The sequence below is a fragment of the Azospirillum aestuarii genome, from assembly GCF_016632405.1.
Classification (GTDB): Bacteria; Pseudomonadota; Alphaproteobacteria; order Azospirillales; family Azospirillaceae; genus Azospirillum; species Azospirillum aestuarii.
Window position 1 is genome coordinate 198648 of record NZ_JAEPIV010000005.1, and the last position, 19111, is coordinate 217758.

Here is a 19111-nt window from a genome sequence, read left to right on the forward strand (position 1 = left end):
TTATTGCGCGCCGGTAACCCGTTCGCAACCGAAGGCGGAGAAAGCGTCAACCCACACCGTCCTCGCCGGCGCGTCCATCGGCGATGCGTTGATCCAGCCGCTCATCCTGCAAGCCGGCGGGCTCCTGATGGATCATCACCTCGGCGTTGGCGAAGACGTCCCGCAGACGCGCCTCCACCCGGTCGGTGATGTCGTGCGCCCTGGCGACCGTCAGCGTCGGATCGAGTTCCAGGTGAAGCTCGATGAAGGCGCCGACGCCGGAGCTGCGGGTCCTCAGATCGTGCATCCCCGCAACGTCCGGCTGCGCCATCACCAGCGCCGCGATGCGCTCCCGCTCCTCCGCCGGCAGTTCCCGGTCCATCAGGACGTTCAGCGCCTCCTTCGCGACCTTGCGGGCGCCGTAGAGCAGAAAGGCCGCGATGCCCAGACCGAACAGCGGATCGAAGGCGTTGATCCCCGTCCATCCGGTCAGCAGGATCGCCAGGATGACCGCGGCGTTCATCAGCAGGTCGCCGGAGTAGTGCAGCCGGTCCGCCCCCACCGCAACCGAGCCGGTGGCCGTCACCACATGGCGCTGGAAGGTGATCAGGCCGGCGGTCAGCAGGATGGACAGCAGCATCACGGCGATGCCCACCGCCCCCTCGCCCACCGGCTGCGGGGTGACGAGGCGCCGCACCGCCTCGATGGTCAGGAACAGGGCGGAACCGCCGATGAAGGCGGCCTGGGCCAGCGCGGCCAGCGCCTCCGCCTTGCCATGGCCGAAGCGGTGCGCCTCGTCCGGCGGGCGCAACGCCGTCCGCACCCCCAGCAGCGTCACCACCGAGGCCATCATGTCCGTGCTGGAATCGATCAGCGACGACAGGATGCTGACCGAGTCGGTCGCCAGATAGGCCGCCAGCTTCGCCAGGATCAGCGTGAGCGACACCGACACGCTGGCGTAGGTGGCGTGTCGGCGCAGCCGGTGCGAACGCGCTTCGCTCATGAGCGTCTTCTTATGTGATGACGACACCGGTCCTTTACGGGAAAAGACGCTCCGTCGTCCAGCGCGCCGGCTCCTGCGCCGCCGGGTCGCCCTCACGCAGATACAGATTGCGCTCGTGCAGGCGGAAGGGACGGTCCTGCCAGAACTCGATTCGCCGCGGCAGGATGCGGAATCCGGTCCAGTGCGGCGGGCGGGGAACGGCGCCCAGGCCGAATTTGGCGGCGAACTGGGCAACGCGCTTCTCCAGCTCCCATCGGCCCTCAAGCGGGCGCGACTGCTGCGACGCCCAGGCGCCGATGCGGCTTTCCCGCGGGCGGCTTTCGAAATAGGCGTCGGCCTCGGAGTCGGACACCGGCTCCACCGCGCCCTCGACGCGGACCTGACGCTTCAGCGTCTTCCAATGGAAGCACAGCGCGGCGTTGGCGTTGGCGAGAAGCTGCTCGCCCTTGCGGCTCTCCGTGTTGGTGTAGAAGACGAATCCGCGCGGATCGACGCCCTTCAGAAGCACCATGCGCACCGACGGCGCCCCCTGCGCGTCCGCGGTGGCCAGCGCCATGGCGTTGGGATCGTTGATTTCGCTGCGGGTGGCCTCGTCCATCCAGTCCTGGAACAGGGCGTACGGGTCCCGGTCGTTGGATTCGCTCATCTTCACCTCGTCGCGCGGCCGTGGGCCCAAAGTTTCAACGTTGGGTTTCGCCGCCGGTCACGGCGTCTTCCCAGTTCACAAATATGCCCAATTCACAGATCGGATAGCCTCGCATATATGAGTGTCCACCGGTGCGCCAGAAGCAAGGCATGCCGGCTCCCAACCTTTCGAGGCAGCATCGATGTTCGTGAAGAAGCTCGTCCCGGCGGCGATGGCGGTCGCCCTGCTTGCGGGTTGCGTCAGCACCTCCCAGGAAGCCACCAAGAACGCGGAGACCGTCGGCGGCCGGATCTCGTCCACCTATGGCAGCGCGTCGGGCAAGGTCGCCTCCTCGGGCACCGGCCCGCTGCTGGGCGCCTTCATCGGCGGCGCCGCGATCCAGCCGTCGGACGCCGCCGCCGCCGAAGCCGCGGCCAAGCGCGCCTATGCCGCCCCGATCGGCGACAAGGTGGGCTGGACCAACCCGGCGACGGGCCATTACGGCTCGTTGACCACGACGCGCGAGGGCTACAACAACGCCGGTCAGTACTGCCGGGAGTTCCACCAAACGGTAACCACAAGGAGCCAAACCGAATTGGCCTACGGAACCGCTTGCAAACAGGCCGACGGTACGTGGAAGATCGTCGCCAATTCGTAACGCCTTATCCCCGGGCTTCGGGGTGGAATAACTCTGTCCGTGGAAAGCATGCGTGACCCTTATCAAATCCTCGGCCTCCCCCGCTCCGCGAGCGCCGACGACATCAAGAAGGCGTACCGCAAGCTCGCCAAGGAGTTCCATCCCGACCTGAAGCCCGGCAACGCCGCCAACGAGGAGCGCTTCAAGGAAATCTCGGCGGCCTACACGCTGCTGTCGGATTCCGACAAGCGCGCCCGCTTCGACCGGGGCGAGATCGACGCCTCCGGCCAGGAGCGGCACCACGGATTCGGCGGCCGCTCCCACGCCGGGCGCAGCCGCGCCTACAGCGGTGCGGGCGACGATTCCTTCTTCGGCGGCGAGGACTGGTTCTCGGACCTGTTCAGCGGCGGGCGCAAGCGTGGCGGGGCGGGCGGCGCCGCCAGCGGCGGCGGGGCCTCCGGCGGCGGCTCCCGCTCGCGCGGCAGCGACATCAATTACTCGGTCTCCGTGCCCTTCATCGAGGCGGCGCAGGGCACCAAGCGGCGCATCAGCCTGTCCAACGGCAAGAGCATCGACGTCGCCGTTCCGCCGGGGACGGAGGATCAGGCGAAGCTGCGGCTGAAGGGCCAGGGGCTTCCCGGCGCCGGCGGCTTCGGGGCGGGCGACGCCATCGTCGAGGTCCATGTCGAGGCGCACCCCTTCTTCACCCGCCAGGGCCCCGACATCCATGTCGAGGTGCCGATCACCTTGAACGAGGCGGTTCTCGGCGCCACCATCCGCGTGCCCACCGTCAGCGGCCCGGTCGCGCTGAAGATCCAGCCGGGGGCCAACACCGGTTCCACCCTGCGGCTGCGCGGCAAGGGCGTCATGAACCAGGCGACCAAGCAGGCCGGCGACCAGTATGTGAAGCTGAAGGTCGTCCTCCCCGACCCGCCCGACGCGGAACTGGTCAAGTTCATGGAGGAATGGTCCAGGACGCGCAGCTACGACGTGCGCAAGAAGGCCGGCCTGGAGTGAATTCAGGCCGTTAACCCTCTCCTTACTTGTATGTCAAAGAAAAGTCCTGGAACGAATGCGGTTGATGCGGGGCGGCGGCGCCTTCATCAATGGCGGCGATGTGCCGGAAACGGCTTTCGCTGCTTTCGTAGGACGCCATGCCGCCGATCCCGAAAAAATATCTGACCGCCATCGCCGTTGTTGCTGCGCTTCTGCTTGGCTGGTTCGCCTTCGCGGCCTGGACCGACTACGCGCGCGACGGCGCCGAGGAGATCGCGACCTACAGCGACTTGGTGGCGGCGGCTGAACGGGGTGACATCGCCTCGGTCACCTTCCGCGGCGACGGGGCGCACGCCGTCACGCCGGACGGCCAGGGGCTGCGCGCCATCGTTCCGGTCACCGACGACTTGCTGAAGGAGCTGCGCGGGCGGAAGATCGCCATCGCTTTCGAGGAGGAGGCCGGCGGGCTGGTTTCCGGTACCGTCTCCGTCCTGGAGAAGCTGGCGCCCTTCCTGGTGATCGGCCTGCTGATCGGCGCGCTGCTGCTCAGCGGCGGGCAGTTCCTCGGCGGCGGCCGCGCCACCCGCGTCCGCCCGCGCGACACCGGCACCGTCTTCGCCGACGTCGCCGGCGTGGACGAGGCGAAAGATGAGCTTCGCGAGACCGTGGAGTTCCTGCGCGACCCGCGCCGTTTCGCCATGGCTGGCGCCCGCGTCCCCAAGGGCATCCTGCTGGTCGGTCCGCCGGGCACCGGCAAGACCATGCTGGCGAAGGCCGCGGCGGGCGAGGCCGGGGTGCCCTTCTTCACCGTTTCCGGCTCCGACTTCGTGGAGATGTTCGTCGGGCTGGGTGCCGCGCGGGTGCGCAGCGTCTTCAAGACGGCGCGGGCCGCCGCGCCCTGCCTGCTGTTCATTGACGAAGTGGATGCGCTGGCCGGCAAGCGCGGCGAATCCAACTCCCATTCGGAGCGCGAGCAGACCCTGAACCAGCTTCTGGTCGAGATGGACGGCATCGTCAACGGCGGCGAGGTGGTGGTGATCGCCGCCACCAACCGCGCGGAGATGCTGGACCCCGCCGTGACCCGGCCGGGCCGTTTCGACCGCCACATCCATGTCGCGCTGCCCGACGTGGCCGGGCGTGAGGCCATCCTGGGCGTCCACACGGGCCGGCTGCGCCTCGCCCCGGACGTTTGCGTCCGCACGGTGGCGCGGGGCACGCCCGGCTTTTCGGGCGCGGAGCTGGCCAACCTGACCAACGAGGCGGCCCTGTCCGCCGCGCGCAACGGGCGGGTCATCGTCGGCATGGCCGATTTCGAGGCGGCGAAGGACCGCGTCCTGATGGGCAACGAGCGGCGCAGCCTCGCCTTGTCCAGCCATGAGCGGCGGCTGACCGCCTATCACGAGGCCGGTCACGCGCTGGTGTCCATCCGCTGCCCGGAGGCCGACCCCATCCACAAGGCCACGATCATCCCGCGCGGCCGCGCGCTGGGCATGGTGGTGCGGCTGCCGGAGGGCGACCGCGTGTCGGTGTCGCGCGCCAAGCTGCTGGCCGACATCGCCGTCGCCATGGCCGGGCGCGCGGCGGAGGATCTGGTGTTCGGCCCGGACGCGGTCACCACCGGGGCCGAGGCCGATTTCCGCGCCGCCACCGACCTCGCCCGCCGCATGGTCACCGCCTGGGGCATGAGCGACGCCATCGGCTACGTCGCCCACGCGGGCAACGACCCCGCCGTCGTGCGCTCCGAGCGCACCGCCTGGCGCATCGACGAGGAGGTCCGCCGCATCACCGATGAGGGGATGGAGCGCGCCCGCCGCATCCTGGCCGCCGACCGCGCCGCGCTGGAGCGGATCACCGCCACCCTGCTGGAACGCGAAACGCTGAGCGGCGAGGAGATCGGCGCGCTGGCGGAGGAGGAACGGGAGACGGAGGCGGCCTGATGGCGAAATTTCTCGTTCACATTCAACGACAAACATTGCTGCATACGCGCATACATTGGTAAAATGCCGTAGAATTTTCGCATGGCGTAGATTTTTCGCACGGCCGTGCGAACAGCATCGGGGCTGAGGATGGCAAAAGCGGTTGCCCGCCGGACGGTACTGGCCTTGGCGCTCGCCGGAGTGACGGCGAGCGGCCTGTCGTCGTTCGGCCTTGCTGCAACCGCGGACTCGACGGCCGCGCCGGTGACCGTGAAGGTCGGCGCTTATGAGTTCCCGCCTTATGTCACCGAAGCCGGCGGCGGCGTGACGCGGTCTCTGCTCGACCTTCTGAACGCGGAGCAGAGCGACTTCCGATTCGAGCTGGTCCGCACCTCTCCCCAGCGGCGCTACGAGGACATGGAACGCGGCCGCTTCGACATGATCGCCTTCGAAAGCCTCGCCTGGGGCTGGAAGGGACGGCCCGTGGATGCCTCGCGGGTGTTCCTTCACGATGCGGAGGTGTTCGTCGCCAAGGCCGGTCCCGGCGTCGACCAGAGCTATTTCGACCGGCTGGACGACAAGACGATCCTGGGGCGGCTCGGCTACCATTACGCCTTCGCCGGCATGACCGCCGACCCGGAGATCCTGGAGAAGCGCTTCAACACCCGCCTGACCGTCACCCACGAAGGCAACGTGCGCAGCGTCGCCGCCGGGCGCGCCGCGATGGCCATCGTCACCCGCTCCTTCCTGGCGCAATTCCTGAAAGCCAATCCCGACATGGCGCCCCTGCTTCTGGTGTCAGACCGCACCGACCAGATTTACGAGCACACCATCCTGGTCCGCCGCAACGGCCCGGTCGATGTGTCCTGGGTCAACGCCACGCTCGACCGGCTGGAGCGCAGCGGCGCGCTTCCGGCGCTGTGGACGCGGCTGGGAATCACCCCGTGACCGAACTGCGCTCCCTTGCCGTCGGACGGCGCGACCGCTCGCTGCTGACCCGCGTCGGCAGCGTCATCCTGGTCACCGCCGCCGCCGTGGGGGTGGTCGCCGTGGCCGTGTCGGCCAATGTGGTGGAGCATCAGCAGTTCTCGGCGCTGACCAAGCGGGCCCAGCTGGTCGCCGCCATGCAGACGGACGCGCTGGCCAACCCGATCTGGGAGATCGACGACCGCGCCGTCCGCAACATCATCGATTCGCTGCGCGAGCGCGACCCGGCCATTCTCGCCGTCTCCGTCTTCGAGCAGGGACACAGCGAGCCGATGGCGGTGTCCGGCGACCCCAGGACCTCCGCCGACTCCACGACCGTCGAAAAGGTGATCGATCTGCGGGGGCGCGACGGGGTGACCCGGCAGGTGGGAACGCTGCGCCTGCTCTATTCGACCGAGGAGATCCACCGCAACACGCTGGACGCTCTGCTGCCGGTGGTCGGGCTGCTTCTGCTGTCCCTGGTCACCGCCATCGCCATCATCAGCGTCATGCTGAACCGCGTCGTGCTCCGCCCGCTGCGGCGGCTGACCCAGGCGACCCAGGCGGTCTCCCGCGGCGATTACGGCGCCCGCCTCGCCACCGAGCGGGAGGACGAGATCGGCGTCCTGACCAAGACCTTCAACCGCATGGCCGAGACGGTCCAGGACTACACCCAGACCCTGGAATCCCGCGTTCAGGAGCGGACGGAGGCGCTGGCCGACATCAACCGCCGCATCATGGACAGCATCAACTACGCGCAGTTGATCCAGTCCTCCATCCTGCCGAAACCGGAGGTCCTGGACAGCGGGCTGGCCCAGCACTTCGTCCTGTGGCGTCCGCGCGACGTGGTCAGCGGCGACTTCTACTATTACCGCGAGGTGGAGGACGGATTCCTGATCGGCATGGCCGACTGCACGGGCCACGGGGTCCCCGGCGCCTTCATGACCATGACGGCCAGCGCGGTGCTGAACAACGTGGTGGACGGCATGGGCGCCGCCGACCCCGCCGCGCTGCTCGCCACGGTGGACGACAAGGTGCGGGCGGCCCTGCACCAGGACGGCGACGCGGCAAGCTGGGAAGGTGGATTCGACAATGGGCTGGACTTGGCGCTGTGCTATGTCCGGCCGGCGCAGCGGCGGCTCGTCTATGCCGGCGCCCGCCTGCCCCTGGCCGTCGCCGGCCCGGACGGGTTGACCGAGATCCGCGCCGACCGCCGCAGCCTGGGCTACCGCGCGTCCGGCCCCACCCCGGCCTTCACGAACCGCAGCCTGGACCTGCGGGCTGACCAGACCTTCTACATCTGCACCGACGGGCTGACCGACCAATGCGGCGGTGAGCGGGGGCGGAGCTTCGGCAAGCGCCGTCTGCACGGTGTGGTCGAGGAGTGCAGCGCCCTGCCGCTCGACCGGCAGAAGGAGCGCATCGAAGCCAGCCTGTCCGGCTTCCAGGGCGACCGCCCGCAACGCGACGACATCACCATGATCGGCTTCCGCGTCCGGCTGGCCGGCGATCCCGCGGCCCCGACGCGGAACACACTGTGGGAAATCGCGTAACTACCCTTCGAAGGATTGCGTAATAGTGCAGCAGGGGGCCGCCGCGGGCCGAAGTCGCTCGACCTACCATTCGACTTCATATAGTTTCCACACCGGCCCTATGAACAATAAGCACCGGTAACGGGGGAGCAGAGGGGATGGCGGCCGTTACGATCGTTGTCGTCGAGGACGAGGCGTCTCTGCGACGTGACATGATCGAGTACCTGCGCAGTTGCGGCTTCGATGCAATCGGGGCGAAGAGTGGACGCGAACTGGACGAACAGATCGCGTCGCGCCCGGTGTCCTTGGTTGTTCTGGACGTCAACCTTCCGGGTGAAGACGGATTCAAGATCGCCACGCGGCTTCGCGAGAATCCCGCCATTGGAATCATCATGGTGACCGCCCGCGGCTCCACCGTGGATCGGGTGGTCGGGCTGGAACTGGGGGCCGACGCCTATCTGGTGAAGCCCGTCGAAATGCGTGAACTGGAAGCCCAGGCCAAGGCCCTGCTCCGCCGTCTGGAGACGAGCAACGGCGGTGCCGCCCCGCCGGCCCCGCAGCCCTCGGGCCAGCCCGCGACCGACGAGGGCAACTGGATATTGGACGCCACCGCCTGGGCGCTGACCAGCCCGGCGGGCGTGCGCGTCAGCCTGACCAGCATGGAGATGAAGCTGGTCTCCCTGCTGGCCGGACAGGCCCGCCAGCCGGCGACTCGCGACCAGATCTCCGTCGCGCTCTACAACCGCCGCTGGAACCCCGATGACCGTTCCATCGACACGGTGGTCGGGCGCCTGCGTCACAAGGTGGAAAACGCGATCGGTGAAACCGCCCCGGTCAAGTCGGTCCACGGCGTGGGCTATGTGTTCTCAGCCCCAGTCCGGGTGATCTGAACGGCGGGGGCTCTGACGCCGTTCAGGCGGCTGCGTCGTCCGGAGGGGTGTCCTTCGGGAAAGTCAGGACAAAGCGCGTTCCCTGCCCCGGCGCGCTGTCCACGGAAATCGTCCCCTTCAGCGCGCCGACCGCGAGATTGTGCACGATGTGCAGGCCAAGCCCGCTGCCTCCCTCGCCGCGCCGGGTGGTGAAGAACGGATCGAAGACCCGCGGCAGATGGTCCGGCGGAATGCCCCGGCCGTTGTCGGTGTAGACCAGCCGCACGGTGCCGGGTTCCGGCTCGTCCACGGCGATCGACAGGGAACCGCCCTGCCCCTCGGCCCCATGCGCGTCGACGAAGGCGTGGGTGACGGAATTCATCACGAAATTGGTCAGGATCTGCGACAAGGCGCCCGGATAGGTGTCCACCACCAGCCCGTCGGGGCAGGACACGATGATGCTGTGCTTGCCTTGACGGAGCTTCGGTTCCAGGCTGACCAGCGTCTCCTGGATGTAGCGGTTGAGATGCACGACCCGGCGCTCGGCGCTGGCGCGGTCCACCGCCACCTGCTTGAAGCTGGCGATCAGCTTGGCCGCCCGCTCGCAATTGGTGAGGATCAGCGCCGTCGTGTCGGTCGCCGTGGCGACGTAGCGGGAAAAATCCGACTTGCTCAATTCGCCCGACTGGGCACGCCCGCGCAACCGCGCCGTGGCGTCCGACAAATGCGACGCGCAGGACACGGCGATGCCCACGGGCGTGTTGATCTCGTGGGCCACCCCGGCCACCAGGGCGCCCAGGGACGCCAGCTTCTCCGCGCGGACCATCGCCTCCTGCGCTTCGCGCAGGTCGGCCAGCGCGGTTTCCGCCTCCTGCCGGCGGCGCTCCAGCTCCTGGTTGGCGGAGCCGAGCTGCGCCTGGAGCCGGTCGCTGACCCGGACCAGCCGGCGCTGTTCGCGCGTGCTGCGCTGGAACGCCTCCACCAGCGCCTCGAAGTCGGCGCGCAGTTCGGGCGCGGCGGCGCCCAGCCTCTCCCCCAGAAGGCGGGCCTGCTCGATGGCCTGCTCTTCGGCGGCGAAGAGGTTGAAGGTCATGACGCCCCGTCTGCGGGAATCTGTTTCAAAGTGAAGGCGACGTGATGCAGATCCTCGGAGAAATCCTCGCCCAATTCCTGCATGGAATCGTCGTTCTCCTCGTAACACCAGGTGACGGAGATGCTGCGCCCATCGCTGGCCGCCGTCTCCAGCATCTGGAAGATGTTCATCAGGGCCTTCGCGCTGGAGCTGTTGAAGTACAGCAGCTCCATGTCGAACCGGATGGGATGACCGCCCGCCTCGCCCAGGAAGGCGCGGAGCGCCGCGAAGATCGGCCCGAAGAAGGTCGCCACGTCGTCGGGATAGGACTCGCCGCTGAGACGGAGCACGCCCTGGGCGAAGTCGAAATCGACCTCGGGCGTCCGGCCCGTCGCGGGTAATTTCAGGGATTCCATGGTCGTCCGGATGTCCACAGCCGCTTTCAGATCCGAGCCTTGAGGCAGAAGAAGCTCTTGCCCTCGTCCATTTCGAGGAAGTCGTACTCGATGGGTTCGCTGGCGCGGCGCGCGATCTCGATCAGCCCGATGTTGGCGCCCCGCGCGCCCTCTTCCGGGGTTTCGCGCAACTGCTCCCGGTAATAGGTCTTGATCGCGTCCTTGTCCAAGCCCTTCAGATACTCCAGCCGTTCGCGCAGGCGCGGCACGTCGGCGTTGTACACGGTGTTCCCGCAGACGATGAAGACCTTCCCGCCTTCCATGCCGATGGTGACCATGCCGGCGCTCAGTTCGACCGGCTTCTCGCGCGCGCCGGTCACCTTCTCGGCCGAATAACGGATGATGTTCTGCATCTGCTCGACGAAGACGGCGAAGACCCGGCGGACCGTCGGGCCATCGGTGTCTTCCAACGTCATCTTTTCCCGCAACGCCTCACCCAGGGAATAGAGTATCCCCTCGGACAGATAGCCGCTGAACGAGAAGATGATGCCTTTCTCGTCAAGGTCCCGTTTGATCCCGACATATTGTTGAGCGAGCATGGTGGAGTCCACGGTTCTTCCGTTGGAGTGCGACGAGGCCGTCCGTTGCGTCTGAACGTTCCGGACCGCATCCGGAGTTCGCGCCGGCCTCGTTATGGACACGTTACATTTCCGTCCGCCGCGCTGGAAGAATTATCACGGCGCACAACGGCAGCCCGGCGTTGCGGATTCAGCCTTTCACGGGAAGGCGGACGCGGAAGACGCTGCCCTGCCCGACTGTGCTTTCCGCGGTGATCGATCCGCCGTGCAGCAGGATGATCTGCCGCACCGTGTGCAGACCGATTCCCGTTCCCGGCACACCCGCGGAACCGGCCCCCCGGTAATGCCGCTCGAACAGCAGGGGCAACTCGTTCCGCGGGATGCCGCGGCCCTGGTCGGCCACCTCCACCACCGCCACGCAGCCCTCGGCCCACCCGCTCACCGTGACGCGGCAGTCGCCGTCCGAGTATTTGAAGGCGTTGTTCAGCAGGTTGTTGAAGAGCATTCCCAGCAGATGCCCGTCGGCCATCACCATCGGCGGCAGACGGTCGAGATCGAGGCGGAAGTCGCACCCTGGGTAGGCGGTGCGGAAGGGTTCGGTCACCGAACGCAGCAGCGCCGGCAGATCAACTTCCGCCCGCTGCACCTTCAGCGTTCCGGCCTGCAGCCTTTCGTCGGTCAGATGCGTGTCGATCAGTCCGGTCAGGCGCTGCACGCTGCTGCGGATGACGCGCAGCCGCTCCAGCGACTCCGGGGTCTCCCGCTCCGCCCGCAGGGTCAGCATCTGCGCCGCGCTGTCGATGATGGCCAGCGGGGTACGGAATTCGTGGCTGACCATGGTGACGAACTGACGCTGCTGCTCGCGGGCGACCAGCTCCGCCTCCAGCGCGCGTTCCACCCGCTCCTTGGCGGCGACCAGAGCGGCCTGGTTGGCGGCCAGCTCGGCCGTCCGCTCGCCGACGCGCCGTTCCAGCGACTGGTTCAGCGCCACCAGATCCTCATAGAGGCACACATTGTCGAAACCGATGATGACACGGGCGCAGAACAGCTCCAGCAGCCGGTGGTCGTCCTCGCTATAGGGCTCGCTCCGCTCCAGGGCGAAGACCGTCGTCCCGTGCTCCCGCGTGCGGAAGGCCAGGATGCAGCGAGCCGATCCGAAACCGCTCCGCTGGGTCTCGAAGGCGGAGATCACCTGGGCGGTCAGGTCGGGCTCCAGCGCGTCGGAGGCGGGGCGCCCGATAAGCCGCGCGAAGCGGCTGGAGCCGGCGATCACCGTGGCCCGCGTCTTGCCGTCGCCGCGGTCCACCATGCGGCAGGCCAGAACGGCGCCGCCGCTGTTGTCCACGACCTTGCTGAGCTGGTCCACCAGCTCTTCCACCAGCGTGCGCATGGAGCGGGTTTCGAACAGCGGGGCGGAGGCGGCGAGAATGCGCTCCAGACCCTGGCGGTGCCGCTCGATGGTCACGATGTCGCGCCACGCCCGCAGTCCGCTGACCAGCGTGGTGAACAGGCGCTGGGCGGTGAGTTCGCTCTTGGCCTTGTAATCGTTGATGTCGTAGGCGACGACCACGTCCCGCTCCGGCGCCTGCCCCGGCTGGCCGGTGCGCAGGATGATGCGCATACGGTGGTTGTTCAGGTCCTCGCGGATGAAGCGGACCAGACGCAGCCCGGCGTCGTCCGTCTCCATCACCACGTCGAGAAGCGCCACCGGGATGTCCGGGCGCGTCAGAAGCAGCGACCGCGCGGCCGCGGCGGACAGGGCGCTGACCACCTCGAACGGCCGGCCTTCGAACTCGAAATCGCGCAGCAGCACCTCGGTCATGGTATGGACCTGGGGATCGTCGTCGACCACCAGAACGGGCCAGGGGTCCGCCGGTCGGGCGTTGGCCGCGGAGTCGTCGGCAAACCCGTCGTCGGGGCCGAACAGCGGCTCGTCGTCCAGACCTTCGTCCATATCCTGGCCCATGGCCTCCTCCACGCACGACCTACTCAAATGGTTCCGCATCACCGGCCAGAAAGGCACCAAAGCGGTACGAGACCTAGGCCCGCCCGTCCAGGGCCGTATCAAATTGTCACAAAACGCAATGTTTTAGAGCCACCTAGCGCGAATTGGCGCCCATTCTGCCCTTTGATGAATACCCAAGTATTACCTTAATCTTTTATACTCCCCGAAAACGAGGGAGTTGGCCCACGTATGGACATGGAACTCAACGGCGATCTTACGAGCGGTTACCGGGTCGCCGATCTCAAGGGCGGCGATCTTGATGCTGGGGGCTTGGACGGCATGGACCTGAACGGCACGAACCCGAACGGCGCATCCGCCCGATACGCGGCGTTCCGCCGGTTCCTGTCGCGCTTCGATCACCGAACCGGTTCGTCGCGGACCGCGGAGCAACCGGCAAGCCCCCCCATGCGCACCATGCTTCTTGGCCTGCTGTCCAGCCGGCGCCGAGCCCACACGCGCCGCCTGTGGGCGCGTTGGCTGGAACCGGTGATGCTGCGCGATCCGGTCCTGCTCTCCATTCCGGACCCGTTGCCCGGCTGCATTCGCGTCATCGACACCGCCGGCTGGTGGCCGGCCCTGTCGCGGCGCATGAACGACCTGCCGGTCACCGTGCAGACCCGCCTGGAGAACCGGCTGGCCGACGGCGCCCTGGATCGCGTCCTCGCCTCGCCGGAAATGGTGGACTGGGCCGAAACCTTGCGTGACCGGTCGCTGGCCGTCCTGGACGCGATGCGCACCGACCCCGCCGCGCTCGCCCACTTCCTGGAGGAGGCCAACACGCATCGCATGCGTGCCGCCAGCACCCTGGCAATTCCCGGTGGCGTCGCTGCGCTGCGTCCCTTGGACGGCACGGATGTGGACACGCTGGCCGCCGCGCTGCGCCTGTCCGACGGGTGGCGGTCGCTGGGCGGGCGGGCGCCGGACATGGAGATCGACGAGTTGCTGGCCTGCGTGCGCGGCGCGATAGCCGACGGCAGCGTCCCGCCGGAGGCGATGGCCCTCTTCGCGGTGGCCGGTCTTTACACACGCCGCGATCCCCTGCTCGGCGCAGCGCTTCGCGCGCTGCTGCCCCTACCGCTGGTCGATGCCGCCGCCGCCTGGCTGACGGCGCACACGGAGGAGACGGATGGCGGCGTTGTGGAGATGCCTCCGCTCGGCGGCGGTCCGGCCCTGTCCGGGGTGATGGGCGCGACCGGCGCATCGGCTGGCCGACTGGGCGGCGGATTGGGCGGACGCTGATGGTTCGGATGATGACGCGATGAACATGGACACCTTCGCCTTCGCCGTGCTGGTCCTCTGCGTCGGCGCCCTCGGCCTCGCCATCGTCTATGAGGCGTCCCGCATGACCGCCACCAGCAGCCGCAAGGCGCTGGTGCGGCGGAAGCTGGACGCCCTGACCGCCGACCTCGCCACGCTCGGCCGGCAGATCGAGGATGCCCAGGCCGAAAGCGCCGCCCGGCAAGAGTCCATCGACCGGCTGACCGCCGAGCGCGGGCGCCTGACCAGCCTGATCGCGTCGGTGAAGGCATCCAAGGTCGCCCTGGTGCACGAAATCGGCGACGCGCAGAGCGGCACCCAGCGCTATGAGAGCGAGTTGCGCACCGTTCCGGATTTCGCCCGCCTCGACCCTCGGCGCATGCTGTTCGCACGGGTGATCTGGGAGCGCCGGAACATCGCCCGCATCTGGGCCGACACCCCGGACGCCGCGGCCGCGATGCTTCAGCGCGCCTTCAGCGCGCGCAACGGGGTGCTGTCCTCGCGGCCCGAGACGATCCCATTGATCCCGGCCGGAAACGGGGCCAACGACGGCGTACGGCCGGTCTCCCCATGACGGCGATCATCCTCTACGCGGCGCTGCTGATTCTGGCGGCCAGCGTGCTGGTGAACCGGATGGGCGAACGCCGCGTCCGCGCGGCGCGCGACGAATTGGCCACTGCCGACAAGGATATCCGGACCATCGAGCAAAGCGTCCAGGAGGCCCGGAAGACGCTGGAGACGACCCGCGGGAAGCTGGGCGGCCTGGAGGAGACGCTGGCCGAGGCGAAGCGGCAGGCCGAGGTACTGGAACGGCAGCTCGACGCGGTCCAGCAGGCGCCGATGGAGCTTTTCCACGTCTTCGACCGGCTGGAGGCACGGCCCGGAACAATCTGGGAGGTGGCGGTGCGCCGCGCCCCGGACGCGCTCTACACCAGCGCCGCCATGGCCGCTTCCTGGCGCGACGGGCGGGCCTACCTGATCGTCGCGGCCAACCAGAAGGAGGCGCTGGACCGCGTCGCCCAGCGCTTTCCACGCGTGAACGGCTACGAGATCGGGCCGGTCCTGACCTGCCGCCTGTTCCTGCCCAAGGACGCAGCGGAGCGCAAACGGGCGTGACCCGCCCTGTGAGCCCCACCACAGCGGGGCGAGAACACCAGGGCTAGAGTGGATCGAACGCCCCTCCCGCCCTGGTGACCGCCATGACCCGACGCAGCGCATTCCACCCTCAGCCCCCACCCCCGTCACAGCCGGCGACCCGCGAGCGCCCCGAGCCCAGCCTCGCGTTCCTGCCTCTGGACGACCGCCGCTGTCCCCGCCGCGAGATCGCCGTGCTGTGCGAGACCGACAGCGGCCATCGCTGGGACGGGGCTTGACCGGGCAACCCGCATCCCTATATCCCGGTCGCCTTCCCGTGAGGACGACCTCACCACGGCACGCCCGACCATGGCACCCCCGAGTCGGGCGTGGGGAGTTCGGCGGGGACGACCCTGCCTCCAATCCATCGGAGGTGTTCCGTGTCCTGGGTCATCCTGTTCTTCGCCGGCCTGTTCGAGATCGGCTGGGCCGTCGGCCTGAAGCAGACGGAAGGCTTCACCCGTCCCATTCCCACCGCGCTGACCGTCGCCTCGATGGTCGTCAGCCTCGCCCTGCTGGGGATGGCGCTGAAGTCATTGCCACTTGGTACCGCCTATGCCGTGTGGACCGGCATCGGGACGGTCGGCACGGTCATCCTGGGCATCCTGCTCTACGGGGAATCCGCCGACATCCTGCGGCTCGGCTGCATCGCGCTGATCGTGGCGGGCATCCTCGGGCTGAAGCTGATCACGCCCTGACCCATCGCCGCCATCAGGCGCGCTCCTTCCGCAGGGCCGCCCGCGCGGCGTAGCCGATCCCCCCGACCACCGCGAGGCCGGCGAGGAAGGCGAAGCCGCGCGCCGCGGTTCCCGTGGTGTTCAGCGACAGGCGCTCCTCCTGCCCGGTGAAGCGCCCGTGCGTGCGGTGCAGGCCGGACACCGGTTCGAACAGGTTGTCGGGCCGGCCGGGCGCTTCCGCCTCCTCCGTCTCCTGCCCTTCGAAGGCGGTGAAGGCCGCCCGGTAATCGGCGTAGGCGGGAAGCGCCTGCGTTCCGAGGATCGCCTCGGCGGTGGTGAAGCCCAACCAGTGTTCCCGCTTCGGGTCCGCCGCGGCCCGGACGATGGCGCGGCCGATGTCGTCGGGGTCGAAGATGGCGCCGACCGGCTTCGCCCGGTGCGGCATGTGACTGCGCGCCCAGTCGAACTGCGGGGTGTTGACGGCGGGCAGATGGACCATCGTCACCCGAACGCGGCTGCCGTCGTGGATGAGTTCCGAGCGCAGGCTGTCGATGAAGCCGCGGATGGCGCTCTTGGCCCCGCAATAGGCGGCCTGGAGCGGGATGGACCGGTAGGCCAGCGCCGACCCGACCTGGAGGATGAGGCCGCGGTCGCGCGGCAGCATACGGCGCAGCGCCGCCAGCGTGCCGTGGACGGAGCCGAGATAGGTCACCTCGGTCACCCGCCGGATTTCCTCTGGCGTCAGGTCGCGGATGCGCCCGAACACCGTCACCATGGCGTTGTTGACCCAGACGTCGATGGGGCCGAGCGCCCGCTCGACCTGCTCGGCGGCGGCTTCCACCGCGTCGGCGTCAGCCACGTCGGCGGGCAGCACCAGCGCCGTGCCGCCGAGCCGCTCGATCTCCGCCGCCACCTCCTCCAGCGCGGCGCGGGAGCGGGCGATCAGCCCGACCGCCGCACCCCATTCCCGCCCGAAGGCAAGCGCCGTCGCCCTCCCGACCCCGGCGGACGCTCCGGTGACGACGACGACGGGCCGGTTCCGGCCGGCAACAGGATTGGTGGGCATGGCGGCGGGGCTCCGTTGGCTGGGACGAGCATCGACGCTGTCCCAACCCGCCCGGAGCCCGCCGGTTCCTCCACCGTTACGCTTACGGCGCCTCGACGATCTCGAAATCGTGGTTGATCGCGGCGGTGGCGCCCAGCATGATCGAGGCGGAGCAGTATTTCTCCGCCGACAGGGCGATGGCGCGCTCCACCTTCGCCGGGTCCAGGCCGCGCCCGGTGACCACGAAATGGACGTGGATCTTCGTGAAGACCTTGGGGTCGGTCTCGGCGCGCTCGGCCTCGATCTCGGCCACGCAGTCGGTGATGGCCTGACGGCCCTTCTCCAGGATCATCACCACGTCGAAGCCGGTGCAGCCGCCCATGCCGATCAGCAGCATCTCCATGGGACGGATGCCCAGGTTGCGCCCGCCCGCCTCCGGCGCGCCGTCCATGACCACGGCGTGGCCGCTGCCGGACTCGCCGACGAACATCCGCCCATCAACCCACTTCACCCGCGCCTTCATGGCGGTCTCCCGATTATTGTTCGTCTTCCAATGGATGGCAGGGCTTGCAGCCGGTCGGCCAGGGTTCCCCCAGGTCCTCCACGAAGCAGGTCCAGGACGGGCTTTCCAGCCGGATGCAGGCGCCGCCGGCGAAATTCAGGACCAGGGCGCCCTCCGCCGCCTCGACGGAGAGCAGTTCCAGGATTTGCGCCCGGTCCCTCACATCGAGGCCACGCAGCTTGACCGCTGTCACCCCCTCGATGCGCACGCCGCAATTGACGCGCTCGAAGGGGTTCAGGTGGTCGTCGTCGGCGGTGGGGCCGGGGCGCCGCCGGTCCGCCGTCTCCCACTTGAAACGGTTGGCCACCAGCACGAAGCGCGACTCTTCGGGCAGGAAGCACATGTCGCCGATCGGCAGGATGGCGTCCTGCAGGCAGGCGGAGACGACTTTCAGATCCTCGGCATCCTGGGCGCGCAGGCGGATCGGCGTGGCGGTCATGAGCTTCCCTTCGCTGTGGACGGCTGAGCGGGCGCAGGACGCCGTCAGTCGTCCTCCGCCCGGATGCGTTCGATGTCCGCGCCGCAAGCCGCCAGCTTCTCCTCCAGCCGCTCATAGCCGCGGTCGAGGTGATAGACGCGGTTGACCGTCGTCTCCCCTTCCGCCGCAAGACCGGCCAGAACCAGCGACACCGACGCGCGGAGATCCGTCGCCATAACGGGCGCGCCGGTCAAACGCTCCACACCCCGGACGAGGGCGGAGGAACCGTGCACCGTGATGCGGGCTCCCATGCGGGTCAGCTCGGGCGCGTGCATGAACCGATTCTCAAATATGGTCTCGGTGATCATGCCTGCACCCCTGGCCATGCACATCAGGGCCATCATCTGGGCCTGAAGGTCGGTGGGGAAGCCGGGATAGGGCTCGGTCATCACGTCCACGCCGACCAGCTCGCCGTTGGCGCGGGACACCCGGATTCCATTCTCGATCTCCGTGAACTCCACGCCCGCCGGGACCAGGGCGGTCACCGCCGCCTTGATCAGGTCCAGGCGGGTGTTCAGGATGTCCAGCGTGCCGCCGGTCATCGCCGCCGCCATGGCGTAGGTGCCGGTCTCGATGCGGTCCGGCACCACCATGTGGCGGGCGCCGTTCAGCCGGTCGACGCCGACGATGGTCAGCCGGTCGGTGCCGATGCCGGTGATCTTGGCGCCCATCTTGACGAGGCAGTCGGCGAGGTCGCTGACCTCCGGCTCGCGGGCGGCGTTGACCAGCACGGTGGTGCCGCGGGCCAGCGTGGCGGCCATCAGCAGGTTCTCGGTGGCGCCCACCGATACCTTGGGGAACACATATTCGGCACCGCGCAGGCCGCCCGGCGGCGCCTTGGCGACGATGTAGCCGCCCTCGATGCGGATGTCCGCCCCCATGGCCTCCAGGCCCTTGATGTGCAGGTCCACCGGGCGCGCGCCGATGGCGCAGCCGCCGGGAAGCGACACCTTGGCCTCGCCGCAGCGGGCAAGCAGCGGGCCGAGCACCAGGACGCTCGCCCGCATCTTGCGGACGAGGTCGTAGGGGGCCGTGGTGTTGGTGATGTCGCGCGCGGTGAACTCCACCACGCGGCCGGCGCAATCCCCGCCCGCCCCGGCCATGTGGATCGCGACGCCGTGCTGGAGCAGCAGGTTGCACAGCGTGTTGATGTCCGCGAGGATCGGCAGGTTGGTGAGCGTCAGCGTCCCGTCGGTGAGGAGCGCCGCGGTCATCAGGGGCAGCGCCGCGTTCTTGGCGCCGCCGACCGTGATCGACCCGTGAAGGGGCTTGCCGCCGCGGATGCGGATCTTGTCCATGAAGCTGTCTTGTCCGGTCAGATGCTGTCGAAAAGGCCGAAGCCCGGCGGATTAGGCCATCATGCGGGTCCGAAGGTCCGGCGACAG

Annotated in this window: 21 protein-coding genes; 11 read left to right on the top strand and 10 right to left on the bottom strand. The window is 68.6% G+C overall.

Features of this window, described 5'->3' with window-relative positions; all coding sequences use genetic code 11:
• Positions 1-46: 46 nt before the first annotated feature.
• Positions 47-982 (bottom strand): cation diffusion facilitator family transporter, encoded by a 936-nt coding sequence (locus JJL56_RS13330; RefSeq protein ID WP_200485373.1) that lies wholly within the window; start codon positions 980-982, stop codon positions 47-49.
• Between the two features lie 34 nt (positions 983-1016).
• Complete coding sequence (gene pdxH, locus JJL56_RS13335; protein WP_145626075.1) at positions 1017-1628, bottom strand: pyridoxamine 5'-phosphate oxidase; 612 nt, start codon at positions 1626-1628, stop codon at positions 1017-1019.
• A 181-nt stretch (positions 1629-1809) separates the two neighbouring features.
• On the opposite strand from pdxH, the gene JJL56_RS13340 reads away from it, so the two are divergent.
• The 6 genes from JJL56_RS13340 (at position 1810) to JJL56_RS13365 (ending at position 8544) form a co-directional block, all read left to right on the top strand.
• Positions 1810-2265, top strand: a complete 456-nt coding sequence (locus tag JJL56_RS13340) for an RT0821/Lpp0805 family surface protein (RefSeq protein WP_145626076.1) — start codon at positions 1810-1812, stop codon at positions 2263-2265.
• Positions 2266-2313: 48 nt separating this feature from the next.
• The gene (locus JJL56_RS13345) at positions 2314-3261 is read left to right on the top strand and encodes a DnaJ C-terminal domain-containing protein (RefSeq protein WP_200485374.1); all 948 of its coding nucleotides are present in this window, start codon (positions 2314-2316) and stop codon (positions 3259-3261) included.
• Between the two features lie 137 nt (positions 3262-3398).
• Positions 3399-5177, top strand: a complete 1779-nt coding sequence (gene ftsH, locus JJL56_RS13350) for an ATP-dependent zinc metalloprotease FtsH (RefSeq protein WP_200485375.1) — start codon at positions 3399-3401, stop codon at positions 5175-5177.
• A 129-nt stretch (positions 5178-5306) separates the two neighbouring features.
• Positions 5307-6104, top strand: a complete 798-nt coding sequence (locus JJL56_RS13355; RefSeq protein WP_200485376.1) for a substrate-binding periplasmic protein — start codon at positions 5307-5309, stop codon at positions 6102-6104.
• Positions 6101-7675, top strand: coding sequence for a SpoIIE family protein phosphatase (locus JJL56_RS13360; protein ID WP_200485377.1), 1575 nt, complete (start codon positions 6101-6103; stop codon positions 7673-7675). Before JJL56_RS13355 ends, JJL56_RS13360 begins: the two co-directional genes overlap by 4 nt.
• Positions 7676-7812: 137 nt before the next feature.
• Positions 7813-8544, top strand: coding sequence for a response regulator transcription factor (locus tag JJL56_RS13365; protein WP_145626081.1), 732 nt, complete (start codon positions 7813-7815; stop codon positions 8542-8544).
• Between the two features lie 22 nt (positions 8545-8566).
• On the opposite strand, the gene JJL56_RS13370 is transcribed toward JJL56_RS13365, so the two are convergent.
• From JJL56_RS13370 to JJL56_RS13385, 4 genes are all read right to left on the bottom strand, one after another.
• The gene (locus tag JJL56_RS13370) at positions 8567-9616 is read right to left on the bottom strand and encodes a sensor histidine kinase (RefSeq protein WP_145626082.1); all 1050 of its coding nucleotides are present in this window, start codon (positions 9614-9616) and stop codon (positions 8567-8569) included.
• Complete coding sequence (locus JJL56_RS13375; protein WP_345772574.1) at positions 9613-10029, bottom strand: DUF1987 domain-containing protein; 417 nt, start codon at positions 10027-10029, stop codon at positions 9613-9615. Before JJL56_RS13375 ends, JJL56_RS13370 begins: the two co-directional genes overlap by 4 nt.
• A gap of 8 nt (positions 10030-10037) precedes the next feature.
• Complete coding sequence (locus JJL56_RS13380) at positions 10038-10589, bottom strand: SiaB family protein kinase (protein ID WP_145626084.1); 552 nt, start codon at positions 10587-10589, stop codon at positions 10038-10040.
• Between the two features lie 169 nt (positions 10590-10758).
• Positions 10759-12534, bottom strand: a complete 1776-nt coding sequence (locus tag JJL56_RS13385; RefSeq protein ID WP_200485379.1) for an ATP-binding response regulator — start codon at positions 12532-12534, stop codon at positions 10759-10761.
• 228 nt (positions 12535-12762) lie between these two features.
• Here JJL56_RS13385 and JJL56_RS13390 point away from each other — a divergent pair, with 228 nt between their 5' ends.
• The 5 genes from JJL56_RS13390 to sugE all read left to right on the top strand — a co-directional run bounded on the left by JJL56_RS13390 (position 12763) and on the right by sugE (position 15662).
• Positions 12763-13812 carry a hypothetical protein gene (locus JJL56_RS13390; protein WP_200485380.1) on the top strand — a complete coding sequence of 350 codons (1050 nt, stop codon included), beginning with the start codon at positions 12763-12765 and terminating at the stop codon, positions 13810-13812.
• 19 nt (positions 13813-13831) lie between these two features.
• Positions 13832-14404, top strand: coding sequence for a hypothetical protein (locus JJL56_RS13395; RefSeq protein ID WP_200485381.1), 573 nt, complete (start codon positions 13832-13834; stop codon positions 14402-14404).
• Positions 14401-14946 carry a hypothetical protein gene (locus tag JJL56_RS13400; protein ID WP_200485382.1) on the top strand — a complete coding sequence of 182 codons (546 nt, stop codon included), beginning with the start codon at positions 14401-14403 and terminating at the stop codon, positions 14944-14946. The genes JJL56_RS13395 and JJL56_RS13400 overlap by 4 nt, the downstream gene beginning before the upstream one ends.
• Positions 14947-15029: 83 nt before the next feature.
• On the top strand, positions 15030-15203 hold the full coding sequence (locus JJL56_RS13405) for a hypothetical protein (protein WP_186452937.1): 174 nt from the start codon (positions 15030-15032) through the stop codon (positions 15201-15203).
• 141 nt (positions 15204-15344) lie between these two features.
• Positions 15345-15662 (top strand): quaternary ammonium compound efflux SMR transporter SugE, encoded by a 318-nt coding sequence (gene sugE, locus JJL56_RS13410; protein WP_145626089.1) that lies wholly within the window; start codon positions 15345-15347, stop codon positions 15660-15662.
• Positions 15663-15675: 13 nt separating this feature from the next.
• Here sugE and JJL56_RS13415 read toward each other — a convergent pair whose 3' ends face one another.
• The 4 genes from JJL56_RS13415 to murA form a co-directional block, all read right to left on the bottom strand.
• Positions 15676-16707, bottom strand: coding sequence for an SDR family oxidoreductase (locus JJL56_RS13415; RefSeq protein WP_200485383.1), 1032 nt, complete (start codon positions 16705-16707; stop codon positions 15676-15678).
• 82 nt (positions 16708-16789) lie between these two features.
• Positions 16790-17209, bottom strand: coding sequence for an OsmC family protein (locus JJL56_RS13420; protein WP_200485384.1), 420 nt, complete (start codon positions 17207-17209; stop codon positions 16790-16792).
• A 13-nt stretch (positions 17210-17222) separates the two neighbouring features.
• Positions 17223-17687 (bottom strand): DUF2948 family protein, encoded by a 465-nt coding sequence (locus JJL56_RS13425; protein WP_145626091.1) that lies wholly within the window; start codon positions 17685-17687, stop codon positions 17223-17225.
• A 44-nt stretch (positions 17688-17731) separates the two neighbouring features.
• On the bottom strand, positions 17732-19024 hold the full coding sequence (gene murA, locus JJL56_RS13430) for a UDP-N-acetylglucosamine 1-carboxyvinyltransferase (RefSeq protein WP_200485385.1): 1293 nt from the start codon (positions 19022-19024) through the stop codon (positions 17732-17734).
• Between the last annotated feature and the right edge of the window lie 87 nt (positions 19025-19111).